Origin of the sequence: Flavobacterium soyae (assembly GCF_045348165.1) — a bacterium.
In the GTDB taxonomy this organism is placed as follows: domain Bacteria; phylum Bacteroidota; class Bacteroidia; order Flavobacteriales; family Flavobacteriaceae; genus Flavobacterium; species Flavobacterium soyae.
The window spans coordinates 387,731-406,404 of record NZ_CP150845.1 but is presented as its reverse complement, the minus strand read 5'-3'; the positions used below and the strand labels follow the sequence as shown (position 1 = coordinate 406,404).

Annotated in this window: 17 protein-coding genes; 16 read left to right on the top strand and 1 reads right to left on the bottom strand. The window is 31.9% G+C overall.

Features of this window, described 5'->3' with window-relative positions; genetic code table 11:
• Window positions 1-6: 6 nt before the first annotated feature.
• The 7 genes from AABD74_RS01860 (at window position 7) to ctlX (ending at window position 7,723) form a co-directional block, all read left to right on the top strand.
• Window positions 7-999 carry a DNA-directed RNA polymerase subunit alpha gene (locus AABD74_RS01860; RefSeq protein WP_008464329.1) on the top strand — a complete coding sequence of 331 codons (993 nt, stop codon included), beginning with the start codon at window positions 7-9 and terminating at the stop codon, window positions 997-999.
• 36 nt (window positions 1,000-1,035) lie between these two features.
• Entirely contained in the window at window positions 1,036-1,527 is a 492-nt protein-coding gene (gene rplQ / locus AABD74_RS01855; protein WP_053470833.1) for a 50S ribosomal protein L17, read from the top strand.
• 242 nt (window positions 1,528-1,769) lie between these two features.
• Entirely contained in the window at window positions 1,770-2,888 is a 1,119-nt protein-coding gene (gene carA, locus AABD74_RS01850) for a glutamine-hydrolyzing carbamoyl-phosphate synthase small subunit (protein ID WP_406844531.1), read from the top strand.
• A gap of 103 nt (window positions 2,889-2,991) precedes the next feature.
• Window positions 2,992-4,284, top strand: coding sequence for a phosphopyruvate hydratase (gene eno, locus AABD74_RS01845; protein WP_406844530.1), 1,293 nt, complete (start codon window positions 2,992-2,994; stop codon window positions 4,282-4,284).
• Window positions 4,285-4,440: 156 nt separating this feature from the next.
• Window positions 4,441-5,718 (top strand): citrate synthase, encoded by a 1,278-nt coding sequence (locus tag AABD74_RS01840; protein WP_232680704.1) that lies wholly within the window; start codon window positions 4,441-4,443, stop codon window positions 5,716-5,718.
• Window positions 5,719-5,782: 64 nt separating this feature from the next.
• Complete coding sequence (locus tag AABD74_RS01835; RefSeq protein WP_406844529.1) at window positions 5,783-6,697, top strand: dimethylarginine dimethylaminohydrolase family protein; 915 nt, start codon at window positions 5,783-5,785, stop codon at window positions 6,695-6,697.
• 90 nt (window positions 6,698-6,787) lie between these two features.
• The gene (gene ctlX / locus AABD74_RS01830) at window positions 6,788-7,723 is read left to right on the top strand and encodes a citrulline utilization hydrolase CtlX (RefSeq protein WP_406844528.1); all 936 of its coding nucleotides are present in this window, start codon (window positions 6,788-6,790) and stop codon (window positions 7,721-7,723) included.
• Window positions 7,724-7,800: 77 nt separating this feature from the next.
• Here the strand turns inward: ctlX and AABD74_RS01825 are convergent, their stop codons facing one another.
• Entirely contained in the window at window positions 7,801-8,427 is a 627-nt protein-coding gene (locus tag AABD74_RS01825) for a MarC family NAAT transporter (RefSeq protein WP_232680711.1), read from the bottom strand.
• Window positions 8,428-8,576: 149 nt separating this feature from the next.
• Between AABD74_RS01825 and AABD74_RS01820 the strand changes: the two genes are divergently transcribed.
• The 9 genes from AABD74_RS01820 (at window position 8,577) to AABD74_RS01780 (ending at window position 18,668) form a co-directional block, all read left to right on the top strand.
• Window positions 8,577-8,942: a CoA-binding protein gene (locus tag AABD74_RS01820; RefSeq protein WP_406844527.1), complete on the top strand. Its 366-nt coding sequence runs from the start codon at window positions 8,577-8,579 to the stop codon at window positions 8,940-8,942.
• A gap of 184 nt (window positions 8,943-9,126) precedes the next feature.
• Entirely contained in the window at window positions 9,127-9,747 is a 621-nt protein-coding gene (recR, locus tag AABD74_RS01815) for a recombination mediator RecR (protein WP_406844526.1), read from the top strand.
• A gap of 70 nt (window positions 9,748-9,817) precedes the next feature.
• Window positions 9,818-10,606: a polysaccharide biosynthesis/export family protein gene (locus AABD74_RS01810; RefSeq protein WP_406844525.1), complete on the top strand. Its 789-nt coding sequence runs from the start codon at window positions 9,818-9,820 to the stop codon at window positions 10,604-10,606.
• A 16-nt stretch (window positions 10,607-10,622) separates the two neighbouring features.
• Entirely contained in the window at window positions 10,623-13,073 is a 2,451-nt protein-coding gene (locus AABD74_RS01805; protein ID WP_406844524.1) for a polysaccharide biosynthesis tyrosine autokinase, read from the top strand.
• 10 nt (window positions 13,074-13,083) lie between these two features.
• Window positions 13,084-14,067: an SDR family oxidoreductase gene (locus AABD74_RS01800; RefSeq protein ID WP_406844523.1), complete on the top strand. Its 984-nt coding sequence runs from the start codon at window positions 13,084-13,086 to the stop codon at window positions 14,065-14,067.
• A 22-nt stretch (window positions 14,068-14,089) separates the two neighbouring features.
• A complete protein-coding gene (locus AABD74_RS01795) occupies window positions 14,090-15,481 on the top strand; it encodes a UDP-glucose 6-dehydrogenase (RefSeq protein ID WP_232680724.1) in 1,392 nt (463 codons plus the stop codon).
• Between the two features lie 84 nt (window positions 15,482-15,565).
• Window positions 15,566-16,030: a UpxY family transcription antiterminator gene (locus AABD74_RS01790; RefSeq protein ID WP_232680727.1), complete on the top strand. Its 465-nt coding sequence runs from the start codon at window positions 15,566-15,568 to the stop codon at window positions 16,028-16,030.
• 308 nt (window positions 16,031-16,338) lie between these two features.
• Complete coding sequence (locus AABD74_RS01785) at window positions 16,339-17,628, top strand: nucleotide sugar dehydrogenase (protein WP_232680730.1); 1,290 nt, start codon at window positions 16,339-16,341, stop codon at window positions 17,626-17,628.
• Between the two features lie 32 nt (window positions 17,629-17,660).
• Window positions 17,661-18,668: a mannose-1-phosphate guanylyltransferase gene (locus AABD74_RS01780; protein WP_406844522.1), complete on the top strand. Its 1,008-nt coding sequence runs from the start codon at window positions 17,661-17,663 to the stop codon at window positions 18,666-18,668.
• Window positions 18,669-18,674: the final 6 nt, after the last annotated feature.

Below are 18,674 nucleotides of genomic sequence, written 5' to 3'. Positions count from 1 at the left end.
AAATTTATGGCAATATTTAATTTTCAAAAGCCCGATAAAGTTATCATGATCGATTCAACCGATTTTGAAGGTAAATTCGAATTTAGACCTTTAGAACCTGGTTATGGATTGACAGTTGGTAATGCACTTAGAAGAGTTTTGCTTTCAGCGTTAGAAGGTTATGCAATTACATCTGTTCGTATCGAAGGTGTAGATCATGAGTTTTCTACTATTTCAGGTGTTGTTGAAGATGTTACCGAAATTATCCTTAATCTTAAACAAGTACGTTTCAAACGTCAAATTGAAGATATCGATAATGAATCAGTTACAATTTCTGTTTCTGGTAAAGATCAATTGACAGCAGGTGATTTTCAAAAATTTATCTCAGGTTTTCAAGTTTTGAATCCAGACCTTGTTATCTGTAATTTAGATTCTAAAATCAAATTGAACTTCGATCTAACAATCGAAAAAGGTAGAGGATACGTTCCTGCTGAAGAGAACAAAAAACAGAATGCTGCAATTGGAACGATTTTTACAGATTCTATTTTTACTCCGGTAAAAAATGTAAAATATGCAATCGAAAATTTCCGTGTAGAGCAAAAAACAGATTACGAGAAACTAGTTTTTGAAATCAAAACTGATGGATCTATTAATCCAAAAGATGCCCTTACTGAAGCTGCTAAAGTTTTAATTCACCATTTCATGTTGTTTTCTGATGAAAGAATTACACTTGAGGCTGACGAAATTGCACAAACAGAATCGTATGATGAAGAGTCATTGCATATGAGACAATTGCTTAAAACTAAGCTTGTTGATATGGATTTATCTGTAAGAGCATTAAATTGCTTGAAAGCGGCTGAAGTTGATACACTTGGTGATTTAGTATCGTTCAATAAAAATGACCTAATGAAATTCCGTAATTTTGGTAAAAAATCTTTAACTGAACTTGATGAACTTGTTGCAGTTAAGAATTTAACTTTCGGAATGGATTTAGCTAAATACAAACTAGATAAAGAATAATTCAATCCCGCTTGCGGGATTAAATTTAAAATAGCAATGAGACACGGAAAAAAATTCAATCACTTAAGCAGACAGACTGGACATAGAAAAGCTATGTTAGCTAATATGGCTTGTTCTCTTATCGAGCACAAACGTATTAACACTACTGTTGCTAAAGCTAAAGCGCTTAAACAATTCGTTGAGCCTTTAATCACAAAATCAAAAGAAGATACGACTCACAATCGTCGTATTGTTTTTGCATACTTACGTAGCAAATATGCTGTAACTGATTTGTTCAGAGATGTAGCTGCTAAAGTTGGAGACCGCCCAGGTGGATACACTCGTATCATTAAAGTTGGAAATCGTTTGGGAGATAACGCCGATATGGCGATGATCGAACTTGTAGATTTCAATGAACTTTACAATGGAGGTAAAAAAGAAGTTAAAAAAGCTAAAAGCCGTCGTGGTGGTAAAGCTAAGAAAGCTGAAGGTACTGCTCCTGAAGCTCCTGCAGCTGAATCAGAATCGACTACTGAAGCTTCTGAATAATTATGAAAGTAATGATTCTATAGAAATCAAGGATAAGCTAATTTTTAGTTTATCCTTTTTTTTTGATTTTTTTAGAAGAGTAAAATTTAACTTATTTCAGTGTCAAGGTTTTATTTTTATGAATGAAAAATTTAAAAAATCTTGGCAGCGCTCTTTTAAAGAAGTAAATTTGCAAAATACCTAATTACAAATGAAATATTAATAAGTTTCATAAGACGATTAAAAACAATACAAATTAAAGAATGAAATACACAACACGACAAAGCGCCATTTTATTACTTAGCGATGGAACTATCTTTCATGGTAAATCTATCGGAATCAGCGGTAAAACTTTTGGTGAAGTTTGTTTTAATACTGGAATGACCGGATATCAGGAGATTTTTACTGATCCTTCTTATTTTGGTCAAATTATGGTTGCGACTAATCCGCATATTGGTAATTATGGTGTTAATGATTTAGAAGTTGAATCAGACAGCATCAAGATTGCTGGTTTGGTTTGTAAAAACTTTAGCTTTAATTATTCTAGAGAAGGTGCTTCTGGAAGTCTGGAAGACTACTTTACGAAACAAAACCTGATTTGTATTTCTGATGTTGATACAAGAGCCCTTGTAAGTTACATTCGCGACAATGGGGCGATGAATGCAGTAATTTGTACAGATGGGACTTCAGTTGAGGATTTGAAAAAAGAATTAGCAAATGTTCCGGACATGGAAGGTTTGGAGTTGGCTTCAAAAGTTTCGACTACAGAACCATATTTTGTTGGGGATGAAAATGCGACGTATAAGATTTCTGCACTTGATCTTGGAATTAAAAAGAATATCTTAAGAAATCTTGCTAAAAGAGATTGCTACATTAAAGTTTTTCCGTATAATTCAACTTATGAAGATTTGAATTCGTTTAATCCAGATGGATTTTTCTTGTCAAACGGACCTGGGGATCCGGATCCATTATTTGGTGCAATCGAAGTTGCAAAGAAAATTCTTGAAGAAGATAAACCTTTATTCGGAATCTGTTTAGGACATCAGGTAATTGCTTTGGCAAATGGAGTTCAGACTTATAAAATGTTTAATGGGCATCGTGGGATTAATCATCCGGTTAAAAATATCATTACAGGAAAAGGAGAAATTACTTCTCAAAACCATGGCTTTGCTGTAAAAAAAGAACAATTAGACAATCATCCTGAATTAGAGATTACGCATTTACACTTAAATGATGGTACAGTTGCAGGTATGCGAATGAAAAATAAGAATTGTTTTTCAGTACAATATCATCCTGAAGCAAGTCCGGGACCCCATGATTCGTCATATTTATTTGATGAATTTGTTGAGAATATAAAACTAGCTGTGTCTAAAACGATGTAGTTAATAAATAAAGATGTTTAGTAAAGAAAATTCGTTTTTAATATTAAATATTTTTCTAATTTCGAAAAAAAATCTATAATCTATTAATAAAAAACAAAAAATAATGAGTATTATAATTAAAGTTCACGCAAGACAAATTTTGGATTCCAGAGGAAATCCTACTATTGAGGTTGATGTAGTAACTGAAAACGGAGTTTTAGGTAGAGCTGCTGTTCCATCTGGAGCATCAACTGGAGAACATGAAGCTGTTGAATTACGTGACGGAGGTAAAGCTTATCTTGGAAAAGGAGTTTTGAATGCAGTGAACAATGTAAATACTGTTATTGCTGAAGAACTAGTTGGAACTTCTGTTTTTGAACAAAATACTATCGATCAATTAATGATCGATTTAGATGGGACTCCAAATAAATCTAAATTAGGAGCTAATGCTATTTTAGGAGTTTCTTTAGCTGCTGCAAAAGCTGCTGCTAACGAACTTGGACTACCTTTATACAGATATGTAGGCGGGGTTTCTGCTAATACGTTACCTGTTCCAATGATGAATATCATCAATGGTGGTTCTCACTCTGATGCACCTATTGCATTTCAGGAATTTATGATTTTTCCTGTAAAAGCAACTTCGTTTACACATGCTATGCAAATGGGAACTGAAATCTTCCACAGTTTGAAAAAAGTTTTACACGACAGAAGTTTAAGTACAGCTGTTGGTGATGAAGGTGGTTTTGCTCCAAACTTAGCGGGTGGTACTGAAGATGCTTTAGATACTATCAAATTAGCGGTTGAAAAAGCAGGATATACTTTTGGCGACGAAATTATGATTGCCCTTGACTGTGCAGCTTCTGAATTCTATGTAAACGGTAAATACGATTATACTAAATTTGAAGGTGAAACTGGAAAAATCAGAACTTCTGAGGAGCAAGCTGATTATTTAGCTGAACTTGCTGCTAAATATCCAATTATCTCTATCGAAGATGGTATGTATGAAGATGACTGGAATGGATGGAAATATTTGACAGAAAAAATTGGAAATAAAGTACAATTAGTAGGTGATGATTTATTTGTAACTAATGTTGCTCGTTTGTCAACTGGTATCGAAAAAGGAATCGCTAATTCAATCCTTGTAAAAGTAAACCAAATTGGTACTTTAACAGAAACTATTGCTGCAGTAAATATGGCTAAAAACGCTGGATATACTTCAGTAATGTCTCACCGTTCTGGAGAAACAGAAGATAATACAATTGCTGACTTAGCGGTTGCATTAAACTGTGGTCAAATTAAAACAGGTTCTGCTTCCCGTTCTGATCGTATGGCAAAATACAATCAATTATTAAGAATCGAAGAAGAGTTAGGAAGTACTGCTTATTTTCCAGGGTTAAACGCTTTCAAGATTAAATAATTGTAAGAGTTATATATTAAGATTAGACCATTCGTTTTGTACGAATGGTTTTTTTTTGGAGTTTTAACAAATTCATAGCAGGATTCTTTTTTTAATTAGTCTTAAATTCCTTAGATTTGATAAATTATTATTTATAGAATTATTTCCGATTATATTATGTCAAAAATAGCTACATTAGAAGTAGATGGTAAGAAAATTGAACTTCCGGTAATCACAGGAAGCGAAAATGAATCCGCTATCGATATTAACAAATTACGTGATTTAACAGGTATTATTACAATTGACCCGGGATATAAAAATTCTGGATCTTGTAAAAGTGAAATCACTTTCTTAGACGGAGAATTAGGAATTTTACGTTACAGAGGATATTCAATCGAAGATTTGGCTGAAAAAGCTAGTTTCTTAGAAGTTTCTTATCTTTTGATTTTCGGAGAACTTCCAACCGCTCAAGAATTAGAGCAGTTCGAAAATGGTATTAAAAAGCATACTTTGGTAAACGAAGAAATGAAAAATATCATTGATGGTTTTCCAAAAACTGCACACCCAATGGGAGTGTTATCTGCTTTGACGAGCGCTTTGACAGCATTTAATCCAAAAGCTGTAAATGTTGACAATGAAAAAGAAATGTACGAAGCCATTTGTAAAACAATGGGTAAATTTCTTGTAATTGCAACCTGGACTTATAGAAAATCTATGGGTTATCCGTTAAACTATTACGATAATACAACAGGATATGTAGAGAATTTTATGCAATTAATGTTTAAATTGCCTACAGGACCTTATGCTGTAAATCCAGTTGTTGTAGATGCTTTAGATAAATTATTTATTCTTCATGCAGATCACGAACAAAACTGTTCTACATCTACAGTAAGAATGGTAGGTTCATCTCATGCGGGACTATTCGCTTCTATTTCTGCAGGAGTTTCTGCTCTTTGGGGACCGCTTCACGGAGGGGCTAACCAGGCTGTACTTGAAATGCTTGAAGAAATAAACAAAGACGGTGGAGATACTGATAAATTCTTGGCGAAAGCAAAAGATAAAAATGATCCTTTCCGTTTAATGGGATTTGGCCACAGAGTTTATAAAAACTTTGATCCAAGAGCAAGAATTATTAAAAAAGCTGCTAAAGAAGTATTAGAGACTTTAGGTGTTGAAGATCCGATTTTAGAGATTGCTAAAAAATTAGAGTCTGCAGCTCTTGAAGATGATTATTTCAAATCAAGAAATTTATATCCAAACGTTGATTTCTATTCTGGAATTATTTACAGAGCATTAGGAATTCCAACTGACATGTTTACTGTTATGTTTGCAATTGGCAGGCTTCCGGGATGGATTGCACAATGGAAAGAAATGCGTGAAAATAAAGAACCAATTGGAAGGCCAAGACAAATTTATACCGGACATCCTTTAAGAGACTTTAAGTCTAACAAATAAAAAAAACTAAAGCTTTACTTAACTGTAAAGCTTTTTTTATCTTTGTTCAAAATATAATAAAGTTATGTTGCAATTAAATGTAAAGAACGAAACGTCAAGATTGCGTGCTGTAGTTTTGGGTTCAGCCGTTCATAATGGGCCAACTCCTTCATTAGAAGAAGCCTATGATCCTAAATCATTGGAACATATTAAAGCCGGAACATATCCTATTGAAAAAGATATGGTTGCTGAAATGGATGCTTTTAATGCTATTTTTCAGAAGTATAATGTTACTGTTTATCGCCCTGAAATGATTGAAAACTACAATCAGATTTTTGCTAGAGATATAGGATTTGTAATTGATGATGTTTTCATAAAATCAAATATTTTACCAGATCGTGAACGAGAGTTAGATGCAATTCAGTATGTTATTGATCAAATTGATACAATAAAAGTTGTACGCCCGCCAGAAGAAGTTCATATTGAAGGCGGAGATGTTATGCTTTGGAATGATCATATTTTTATTGGTACATACAAAGGAAGCGACTACAAAGATTATATTACTGCCAGAACAAATATGCATGGTGTAAATTATATTAAAGGATTGTTTCCAAATAAAATTGTGAAAGAATTTGATTTAGTTAAATCGAAATTGGAAGCCCGTGATAATGCATTGCATTTAGACTGCTGTTTTCAACCAGTTGGAAAAGACAAAGGAATCATTTATAAAAGAGGTTTCCGTGAAGAAGCAGATTATTTGTATTTGGTAAATCTTTTCGGAAAGGAAAACTTATTTCATATTGAAAGAGAGGAAATGTACAATATGTTTTCAAATGTATTTTCGATTGACAAAGATGTTGTTGTTTCTGAGAAAAATTTTACTCGCTTAAATAACTGGCTTCGGGCTAATGGTTTTACTGTGGAGGAAATTCCGTATGCCGAAATCGCAAAACAAGAAGGTTTGTTAAGATGTTCAACTTTGCCATTAATTAGAGATTAAAAATAGTTTTTGGGTTTCAAGTTTCAGGTTTCAAGTTTTTTACAAGACATGAAACCTGAAACTTAAAACTTGAAACAAAAAACATATAAAATGAAACAAACAACAAATGCAATTGTAATGATACGGCCAGTTGCTTTCAGAATGAATGAACAAACAGCTGTAAATAATTATTACCAAAAAGTATTAGACGGATTATTGCCAAGTACAGTTAATGCAAAAGCGCAGCAAGAATTTGACACGTTTGTGGAAAAATTGAGAGCCGTAGGTGTTGATGTTACGGTTATTGAAGACACTTTAGAAACGGATACTCCGGATAGTATTTTTCCAAACAATTGGGTTTCATTTCATGAAAACGGAGATGTCGCTCTTTATCCAATGTTTGCAGAGAATCGTCGTTTAGAACGTCGTGAAGATATTTTAGATACTTTAGAAGAAAAAGGTTTTGAAATTTCTAATATAATGGATTATACATCTGCAGAAGATGATGGTTATTTTTTAGAAGGAACTGGAAGTTTGCTTTTAGATCGTGCCAATGCAAAAGCGTATTGCGCTTTATCGCCTCGTGCCGATGAAGAATTATTTATTGAGTTTTGTGAGGATTTTGATTATGCTCCGGTAATTTTTGAAGCTTTTCAAACAGTTGATGGAGAACGTAAGTTAATATATCATACAAATGTTATGATGTGCTTAGGTGAAACTTTTGCTGTTATTTGTGCAGATTGTATTGATGATAAAAAAGAAAGAAAAATGGTTCTTGATAATCTTAAAGATGATAAAAAGGAAATCATCTTAATTACAGAAGATCAGGTAAATAATTTTGCAGGTAATATGTTGGAAGTTCGAGGAACAAATGATAAAAAATATATTGTTATGAGTGCATCGGCTCATCAAAGTTTGACTTCGAAACAAATTCAACAATTAGAAAAACATGCCGAGATTTTAAGTTCAAGTTTGGATACAATTGAAGCTTGTGGTGGTGGAAGCGCAAGATGTATGATGGCTGAAGTATTTTTGCCAAGAAATTAAGATTTTTATATAAAGTAAAACGGGATAAAAACTAAATGTTTCTATCCCGTTTCTCTATGCTAAAAGGCAAATTACATTTAAAAATTTCCCTTGATAATATTTACAATTGAACTTACGATATATTGAATTCCTATAGAAATTACAATAAACCCGACAATCCTTGATATTGCTACAATTCCAGATGCACCTAAAATTCTTGCCAGATAATGCGCGCTTTTTAGAATAACAAAAATAACTACAGCAATTGTTAAAATTGCAAGACAAGAAAAAATGATTTCCTCCATTTGATGGTGTTCCTGATAAAATGCAATTAGTAAAGAAATAGAACCTGGTCCAGCAAGCATTGGAATCGCTAGGGGAGTTAAAGCGATATCATTTCTTTGCTGTACTTCGTTTTCTATTTTTTTATTAATTCCTCGTTTTTTATTGAATTTACCGGAAAGTAATGAAAAACCTGAATTTACAATTACAATTCCACCGGCAATACGAAGAGCATCAATACTAATTCCGAAAAAAGACAGAACATATTGGCCAATAAAAAAAGAAACCAATAAAATAATACCAACGTTTATGGCAGTCCATAAAGAAATTCTCGAACGCTCTTTTTGAGAGTCATGTTGTGTTAATCCAACAAAAATGGGAACTGTTCCAATTGGGTTAAGTACTGAAAAAAGTGCGGCAAATAGGTAAATAAATAAATCCATATAATATTGGTTAGTGAAGTAAAAATAGTCAAATTTTAATATTGCATGTAAATTTATATTACGATATTATTTTTACAGTCAATATTCTAAATCAATAGAATAAATTAAGCTCGTCCTTTTTGACTACTTTTGTGGAATATTCTAAAATAATGAAAAATAAAAAAACATTGTTACTTGGTGCTACCGCCAAACCCGATCGTTACGCCTTTAGAGCGATAAATGCATTAACACAAAAAGGACATACTGTTCTTGCAATTGGTCAAAATACAGGAGAAGTGGCTGGTGTAAAAATTCACACCAAAGCAGTTCCTGTTAAAAATATAGATACGGTAACTTTATATTTAAATCCTAATCGTCAGCGTGATTATTATAATTACATCGTTGAAGCACAGCCTAAAAGAGTAATCTTTAATCCAGGAACTGAAAATCCTGAATTATATCAATTATTAGAGTTAAATAATATTGAAGTAGAAGTTGCATGTACCTTGGTTTTATTGGCGACGAATCAATATTAGTTTTTTTAGGAGCTCAGTTCAGCGATCTACTATATCTTTTATAGCCCCGAAGTCTTAGGATTGACATAAAAGAATATGAACTCTATTAGTCCCAGGACAAACTTAGTAATAATGTTTACTTTTAAGTGTTGATTTTAGATGTGCCAAAGCCTGCTATACCATTAAAAGTATTACTTTTGTCGTCATGGAATTTTCATCAAAACTTATTGAAAAAGCGGTTGACGAGATGTCGCAATTACCAGGAATTGGTAAACGTACAGCATTGCGTTTAGTTCTTCATTTGCTAAAACAGCCAAAAGAACAAACTGGATTTTTATCGCAGGCATTATTAAATATGCGTGAGGATATTAAATTTTGTGAAAATTGCCATAATATTTCAGATACTAAGGTTTGTGAAATTTGCGCAAATACTGCCAGAAATCATCAAACGATTTGTGTTGTAGAAGATATTCGCGATGTCATGGCAATTGAAAATACTGGGCAATACAGAGGAATTTATCACGTTTTAGGAGGTAAAATTTCTCCGATAGAAGGAGTTGGACCAAGTCAGTTAAATATTTCTACTTTAGTTGAGAAAGTAAAATCAGGAAAAGTGATTGAAATTATCTTCGCCCTGAGTTCTACTATGGAAGGTGATACCACAAATTTTTATATTTATAAACAAATCGCCGATTCAGAAATTATAATTTCTACTATAGCGAGAGGAATCTCCGTTGGAGATGAATTAGAATATGCAGATGAAATTACACTTGGGAGAAGTATTTTGCATCGTGTTCCGTTCGAAAAAACTTTCAAAAACAATTAAATGCTATCAAATGATATATAGATTTCCTGAAAACTAAAGGAAAAACTATATTTGCGTTAAAATTTTCAAAATGACAAAAAACAGCCTTTATATATTACTGCTGATTAGTACATTATTTACGTCTTGTATTCCACTCAATGATCTTGTGTATCTGCAGGATAAAAATACTTCATCAGAGCAAAATAATATTACATCAGTAGAATCTAAGCCCTATAGATTGCAAGTAAATGATGTTTTAAGTATTAGTATAAAAGCTATCGATCCTAAATTGGTATCTATTTTTAATACAACAGAAGTTTCCTCTACTGGTAAATCAGAATCATCATTGTATTTTGATGGATTTACGGTCGATGATCACGGAAATATCAGAATGCCGATTTTAGGAGAAATTAATGTTATTGGTTATACTTTAGAAGAAGTTCGAATTAAAATAGAAAAAAAATTGCACGAAGAGTATTTTAAAAGCGAAGCTAATATTTTTCTTACTGTAAAATTAGCAGGATTTAGGTATACGATAAACGGAGAGGTTGGAAGTACGGGAACAAAAACATTATTTAAAGAGAATGTAAATATTATGGAGGCTATTGCGAATGCCGGCGATATTACTACAGTAGGTAATAGAAAAGCAGTAACTGTGATTCGTCAAACCCCAACAGGCGTTCAAATGAATGAAATAGATCTTACAGATGCTAATGTTATGAAATCCCCTTATTATTATCTACAGCCAAATGATTATATATATGTCAAGCCCTTAAAGCAAAAAACATGGGGAACTGGTCAAACAGGTATACAGTCTATAGGTACTGTTATTACCTTGTTGTCATTGGCTACAACAGTTTATTTGATAATCAGAAATTAAAAAATAATTTATTAAGATGTTAGACGTAAAAGATTTTTCCATTTTTGAGAATCATTCAAATTTTGATTTTAAAGAGTTTTTATTGAAAATCTTAAGCTATTGGAAATGGTTTCTGGCAAGTTTGATTATAGCTTTTACAATTGCATATCAGGTAAATATTCGAAAAGAAAAAATTTATGGAATGCAGACAATGATTTCTATAAAGGAAGAAAGCAATCCTTTTTTTACATCAAATACAAGTTTGGTTTTTAATTGGGGTGGAATTTCAGATCAGGTTAATGGAATTTCCACAATATTACAATCCAGATCCCATAATGAATTGGTTGTTGATAAATTACAGTATTATATCGATTATCTTGAACAAGGAAAATACAATTTAATTGATTCCTACGGAGCAGTTCCTTTTTATGTTGATATAGATAAAACAAAAGGGCAGCTCGCAAATACTTTAATTAGTATTAAGTTTTTAAGTGAAAGTGAATATCAAATTCAAATACCATTCGAAAGTAATTCAGTTTCGCTAATTACTTACTCTATTAATGTTTATAGTAATACTTCTGTACAGCCTGTAACATTTATTAAAAAATATAAAGTGGGCGAGCGAGTTTCTCTGCCTTTTTTAAATTGGAAACTACAAATTAATGATAATCCCGGATTTTACAAAGGGAAAGAATATTTTGTAAAATTTAATGATTTTAACGGAACGGTTTCTCGTTATAAAGGAATAAGTGTAGATAGTGATAAAAATGGCGGATCACTTTTAACTTTAGGAATGCAGGGAACCAATAAAGCCAGAATGGTTGAGTATTTAAATGCAACAGTAAAAATGTTGATAAAAATTCAATTAGATGGTAAAAATCAGTTTGCAACTAATACAATAAGATTTATAGACAGTACACTTGTTGCTATGGAAGCACAGTTAAAACAAACTGGAAATGAATTGAAAACTTTCAGAAAAGGTAAAAATATTTATGAAATTGAAGGAGGCGGTGCTAAGTTTTCAGATAAAATAATGGACTTTGACGTTGAAAAGGATTTAGTAACAAGAAAAATAGCGTATTATAATTCTTTACGATCTTATTTAAATAATAGTGTTGATTATTCAAGATTGCCAGCACCTTCCGTTGCGGGGATAGAAGATCCCAATATTGTTGCAAATGTTTCGAAACTAATTGCTCTTTCAGCACAAAGATCAGAGATGGCATATGCCGTAAAAAGCGATAAGATTTTTAAAGACTTTGATAAGCAAATGCAGGCTGTTAAAAGTGTTTTGTTAGAAAATATAATTTCAGCCAAGGCTTCTTTATTGTATGATTTATCTTTAGTGAATGCAAAAATTAGTGAAGCCGAAAGTACTGTTAAAAAATTGCCTGAAGAACAACAAGAATTATTAAAAATTCAAAGGAAATATGATTTAAATGATAATATTTACACAGAGTTTCTTCAAAAACGAAATGAAGCAGAAATTGTAAAATCTTCAAATTTGTCGGATATTCATTTTATTGATCCGGCGAAAGACATTGGTGAAGGGCTAATTGGACCAAAAACTTCTGCAAATTATATTTTAGCATTATTTTTAGGGATATTAATCCCTCTAATTGTTATAGCAGTAATTTTCTTTATTAATAATTCAATTCAAAATACAGAAGACATTAGTAAATTGACCGAAATACCAATAATTGGAGTAATAGGTGTTAATAAAGACGCAATAAGTTTAGCTGTGTTTGATAAGCCAAAGTCGGCGCTTTCAGAAGCTTTTAGAGGCATTCGTTCTTCATTACAGTTTTTATATAAAAGACAACAGCTTCATGGTTCAAAAACTTTAATGATCACTTCATCTATAAGTGGCGAAGGAAAGACGTTTTGTTCCATTAATATAGCCACAGTTTTTGCTTTAAGTGAAAAGAAAACAGTTATCGTTGGTTTGGATTTAAGAAAACCAAGATTAGCAGATGAATTTTCTTTAACAAATAAACAATTAGGGGTTGTCAATTATTTAATTAAGCAAAACACTTTGGATGAAATTACAAATTCAACACAAATTGCCAATCTTGATGTAATACTTTCGGGGCCAATTCCTCCAAATCCATCTGAATTAATTCTAAGCGATGCAATGAAAGAATTGATAGATGAATTAAAACAAAAATACGATTATATAATTCTTGATACACCGCCGGTTGGTTTAGTTTCTGATGCCTCAGAACTTGTTCAATATGCCGATGTTACTTTATATATTGTAAGGCAGAATTATACTAAAAAAGATATGATAACGCTGTTGAACAATAAAATTAAAAGAGGAGAATTAAACAACACAAGTATCGTTTTTAATGGCTTTGAGAATAAAGCAAAGTATGGAGCTACTTATGGATATGGGTATGGTTATGGAGCTTATTCAAATGGATATCATGAAGAAGAGAAACAAAGAGGGCTTTGGGGCTTGATTTCTGGTAAATTTAGAAAAAGATAATTTTGAATAAATGAAAACTTCAAATCAAAATACAATACTGATTACTGGCGGAGCAGGTTTTATAGGTTCGAATCTGTCAGAATATTTTTTAGGATTAGGTCATAAGGTAATTTGTTTAGATAATTTTTCTACAGGCCATCGTCATAATTTGAAAGATATTATAGAGAATCCAAACTATAAATTGATTGAAGGCGATATAAGAAATATTGAAGATTGTATTTTAGCAGTTGAAGGTGTTGACTATGTTTTGCATCAGGCTGCGTTAGGGTCTGTGCCAAGATCTATAAATGATCCGATAACAACTAATGAGGTAAATGTTTCAGGTTTTTTAAACATGTTAGTTGCTTCTAGAGAAGCAAAAGTGAAACGTTTCGTATATGCAGCTAGTTCATCTACTTATGGGGATTCTGAAGGATTGCCAAAAGTAGAAGATGTAATCGGGAAACCATTATCTCCTTACGCAATAACTAAATATGTAAACGAGTTATATGCTGAAATTTTCAGCAAAACTTATGGTTTAGAAACAATCGGATTACGTTATTTTAATGTTTTTGGAAGAAAGCAAGACCCAGATGGAGCTTATGCGGCAGTAATTCCAAAATTTGTTAAACAATTAATGAATCATGAAAGCCCAATTATTAATGGCGATGGTAATTATTCACGCGATTTTACATATATAGACAACGTAATCCAAATGAATGAGCTGGCAATAACAACTCAAAATCAATCTGCTTTTAATACAGTTTATAATACGGCTTTTGGAGATCGAAACACATTAAATGATTTGGTGCAATATTTAAAAACGTATTTGTCAGAGTTTGATCCAAAAATTGCAGATGTTGGTATAGTTTATGGCTCGAATAGAGCAGGAGATATTCCACACTCATTAGCAAGTATTGATAAAGCAAAAAAACTGTTAGGATATAATCCAAAATATTCTTTGCAAGAAGGATTAAAAGAAGCAGTAAGCTGGTATTGGAATAATTTGAAATAAATATAGATAATAATTATAGTAAATGGAAATTACAAAAATTTGCTGCATAGGAGCTGGTTATGTTGGAGGTCCTACAATGGCAGTGATTGCACAAAAATGTCCACATATTCAAGTTACAGTTGTAGATTTGAATGAACAAAGAATTAAGGATTGGAATGATCCAAATACTGATAATATCCCTATTTATGAGCCTGGGCTTGCAAAAATTGTTGCAGAAGCAAGAGGAAGAAATTTGTTTTTTTCAACAGAAGTAGAAAAAGCAATTGACGAAGCACAGATAATTTTTATCTCGGTTAATACCCCAACGAAAACTTATGGTAAAGGAAAAGGTATGGCGGCTGATTTAAAATATATTGAGTTATGTGCCAGACAAATTGCAAAAGTTGCAAAGCAAAATAAAATTGTAGTCGAAAAATCGACTTTACCTGTTCGAACCGCAGAAGCTATAAAAAGCATATTGGATAATACTGGTAATGGGGTACAATTTCAAATTTTATCGAATCCCGAATTTTTAGCTGAAGGAACTGCAGTTACAGACCTATTAAATCCAGACCGAATTTTAATTGGAGGAGATACAACTCCAGAAGGAGAGACTGCGATTAATGCTTTGGTAAATGTTTATGCAAATTGGGTTAATAGAGATAAGATTCTAACAACAAATGTTTGGTCATCAGAATTATCTAAATTAACGGCTAATGCATTTTTAGCACAGCGTATTTCATCTATCAATGCAATGTCTGAACTGTGTGAAAAAACCGGAGCTGATGTAAATGAAGTTGCAAGAGCAATTGGAATGGATAGTAGAATTGGACCTAAATTTTTAAAAGCTTCAGTTGGTTTTGGAGGTTCTTGTTTTCAAAAAGATATCTTAAATCTGGTTTATATTGCTAAAACTTACGGTTTAAATGAAGTTGCAGACTATTGGGAACAGGTTATTATTATGAATGATCATCAAAAAAGAAGATTTTCAAATAAGATAGTTCAGACTTTATATAACACTGTTGCCGACAAAAAAATTACTTTTTTAGGCTGGGCCTTCAAAAAAGACACAAACGATACTCGCGAATCTGCGGCAATTTATGTAGCAGATGATTTAATAAATGAACAAGCAAAGATTTCTGTTTATGATCCTAAAGTATCAAAAAATAAAATGTTAAGTGATTTAGATTATTTAGAAACCAGAACTGCTGACCAAAATATTAAGTCATTAACAGTATTTAATGACGCTTATGATGCGTGTAAAGGTTCACATGCTATTGCCGTATTAACTGAATGGGATGAATTTACAACTTATGATTGGCAAAAAATTTATCAATCAATGCACAAGCCTGCATTTGTTTTTGATGGAAGAAATATACTGGATGCAAAAAAGTTAGAATCAATTGGATTTGTTTATAAAGGAATAGGTTCTTAATGGTTATTCTATTGAGATAAGATTTAATATGAAGCGAGAAGAAAGCGGTTGGTTTAAGGTTTATTTTCAATAAAAATAGAAATTATGAATTGGTATGTGATTTATACAAAACCGAAATGGGAGAAAAAAGTAGCTGAACGATTTGCTGAAATAGGAATAGAGTGCTATTGTCCATTGATAATTAAAATAAAGCAATGGTCAGATAGAAAAAAAAAGGTTGAAATGCCGCTTTTTAACTCTTATGTTTTTGTAAAATTGCCAGATAATGAGAGAAATTCTGTATTTGAGATAGCAGGCGTTGTGAGATATTTATTTTGGTTAGGAAAGCCGGCAGTTGTTCGTGATGAAGAAATAAATATAATAAAGAACAGTCTTAAATCTCCTAATATTGCCGATGCTTCTGTCCTGCCGTTTCATGTTGGTGACAAAATAAAGTTAGAATCGGGTGCTTTTAATAATCAAAATGCGATTGTTCAAGAAGTTTCAAACACACATTATATTTTGATTCTTGAATCTTTAGGATGTGTATTGAAAATTAAATATAAGTAAAATTAAATCAGCTTATTTAGTCTAGAGTCGCCTCTCTTAAATATATACAGAGAATAAAATCTCATTTTAGGGGTTTTATTCTCTGTTTTTTATTTGTAAATATTTTACTACACGCTGATTATTGAAGTGTTAGTGTTTGAAATATTTGTAATTCTTTGTTTTGCTAAAGTATTACAAAAAACTATAGTGTATAAATTGACTTTTATGTTATATTTGCCGAAAATAATTTTGTGCAGTCTGGTCTCATTTTTTGTGACTCAGAAGGGCGAAGCCGTGAATTTTAATGACTGAAAACTTATAAAAAAGGAATGAAATTGGAAAAAAACATAAAAATAGCTGTTATAGGGTTAGGTTATGTTGGCTTACCTTTGGCCAGATTATTCGCGACAAAATATGCCGTTGTAGGTTTTGATATAAATAAATCGAGAATTGAAAGTTTAAATTCTGGTATAGATACTACGCTGGAGATAGATTCTAACACCTTGCAAAAGGTATTAGTTGATAATTCTGATAATAAAATAGGATTATATTGTACAGATTCTCTTGATGAAATTGTAAACTGTAATTATTTTATAATTACAGTACCTACACCGGTGGATAAAAATAATCGTCCAGATCTTACACCACTATATAAATCAAGCGAATCGGTTGGAAAAGTATTAAAAAATGGTGACATTGTAATTTACGAATCAACAGTTTATCCAGGTGTTACAGAAGAACAATGTGTTCCGGTTTTAGAAAAAATTTCAGGACTTAAATTTAATGAAGACTTTTTTGTAGGTTATTCTCCTGAAAGAATAAACCCAGGGGATAAGGAACATACTGTAGAGAAGATTTTAAAGGTAACTTCTGGTTCAACCCCAGAAATAGGACTAAAAGTAGATTCATTATATAAATCAGTGATTGTTGCCGGAACACATTTAGCGCCATCAATCAAAGTAGCCGAAGCCGCAAAAGTAATAGAGAATTCTCAAAGAGATATCAATATCGCATTTGTTAATGAGCTGGCAAAAATATTTAATTTAATGAATATTGATACTCAGGAAGTTTTAAAGGCAGCTGGGACAAAATGGAATTTTTTACCATTTAAACCAGGTCTTGTAGGAGGTCATTGCATTGGAGTAGATCCTTATTATTTAGCCCAAAGAGCACAGGAATTTGGATATCATCCTGAAATAATTTTAGCCGGACGACGTTTAAATGACAGCATGGGCGAATACGTTGCTTCACAAATTGTAAAACTAATGATAAAAAAAGGTATCACAGTTAACGGAGCAGAACTTTTAATGTTAGGAATCACTTTTAAAGAAAACTGTCCAGATGTTAGAAACACCAAAATAGTAGATGTAATTAAAGGTTTAACAGAATATGGAATTGTCGTTACTATATTTGATCCTTTAGCTGGGATTGAAGAGGTTAAAAAAGAATATAAATTAGAGACCAAAAAAACTTTACCAACAGAAAAATTTGATGCTATTGTTTTAGGAGTGTCACATAATGAATTTTTAAATTTAAATTTTGCTGAATTGCAAAAAGAGAACAGTTTGCTTTACGATGTAAAAGGAGTTTTAGGTTCGACGGCAGATAATAGGTTATAGAACTTTAAAATTTCTTATTTTTAGAAAGGAAAATGGAAAAAAAAAACTCGATTATACATGTTATTTTAACTGGAGGAGTAGGGAGTAGATTATGGCCTCTATCTCGTAAAAGTCAACCAAAACAATATTTGGAAATTTTCGAAAATAAATCATTATTTGAAATGACTGTTGAACGTAATAGTCATTTAGCAGATAAAATAATGGTTGTTGGAAATGTAGATAATCATCATTTAAGTGGAAAAGTTATGGATAAAACCAAAACTGATTACGTAAATATTGTTGAAGCTACACCAAGAAATACTGCAGCAGCGATTGCATTTGCAGCATTTGCATCGAACCCTGACGATATATTGATTGTAACTCCATCGGATCATATTATTGATAAAATGGATGATTATAATAATGCAATCCAACAAGCAGTTACTAAAGCTCAAGAAGGTTTTATCGTAACCTTTGGAATTATACCAACTAAGCCTGAAACAGGTTATGGATATATTGAATCAAAAGGCGATAAAGTATTATCTTTCCGAGAAAAACCAAATGAAACAACAGCAAAAGACTTTATTGCGCGAGGTAATTTTTTATGGAATAGCGGAATGTTTTGTTTTAAAGCAGGGATTCTTTTAGATGAATTGAAACAGTTTCAGCCTGATGTCTATGAAAAATCTAAAGTTGTTTGGGAAGCAAGTAAAAATGGTTTTTTAGATGTAAATTTATCATTAGAAATTCCATCAATTAGTATAGATTACGCTGTTATGGAACGCAGTAAAAAAATTAAAGTTGTACCAGCGGCATTTTCATGGTCAGATCTGGGATCATTTGAATCTGTTTATGAATATTTAATAACAAAAGGGCATCCAGTAGATAAAAATGGCAACATGGTTATTGGATGTGACAAGCACACAACTTTTTTAGGACTACAAAATACTATATTTGTGCATACTAATACTGCAAATCTAATCTTACAGAAAGAAAGTTCGCAGGATGTTAAGGATATATATAGTGAATTAGAAAAACAAAATTCAGATCTTTTAAATTAATTCAAA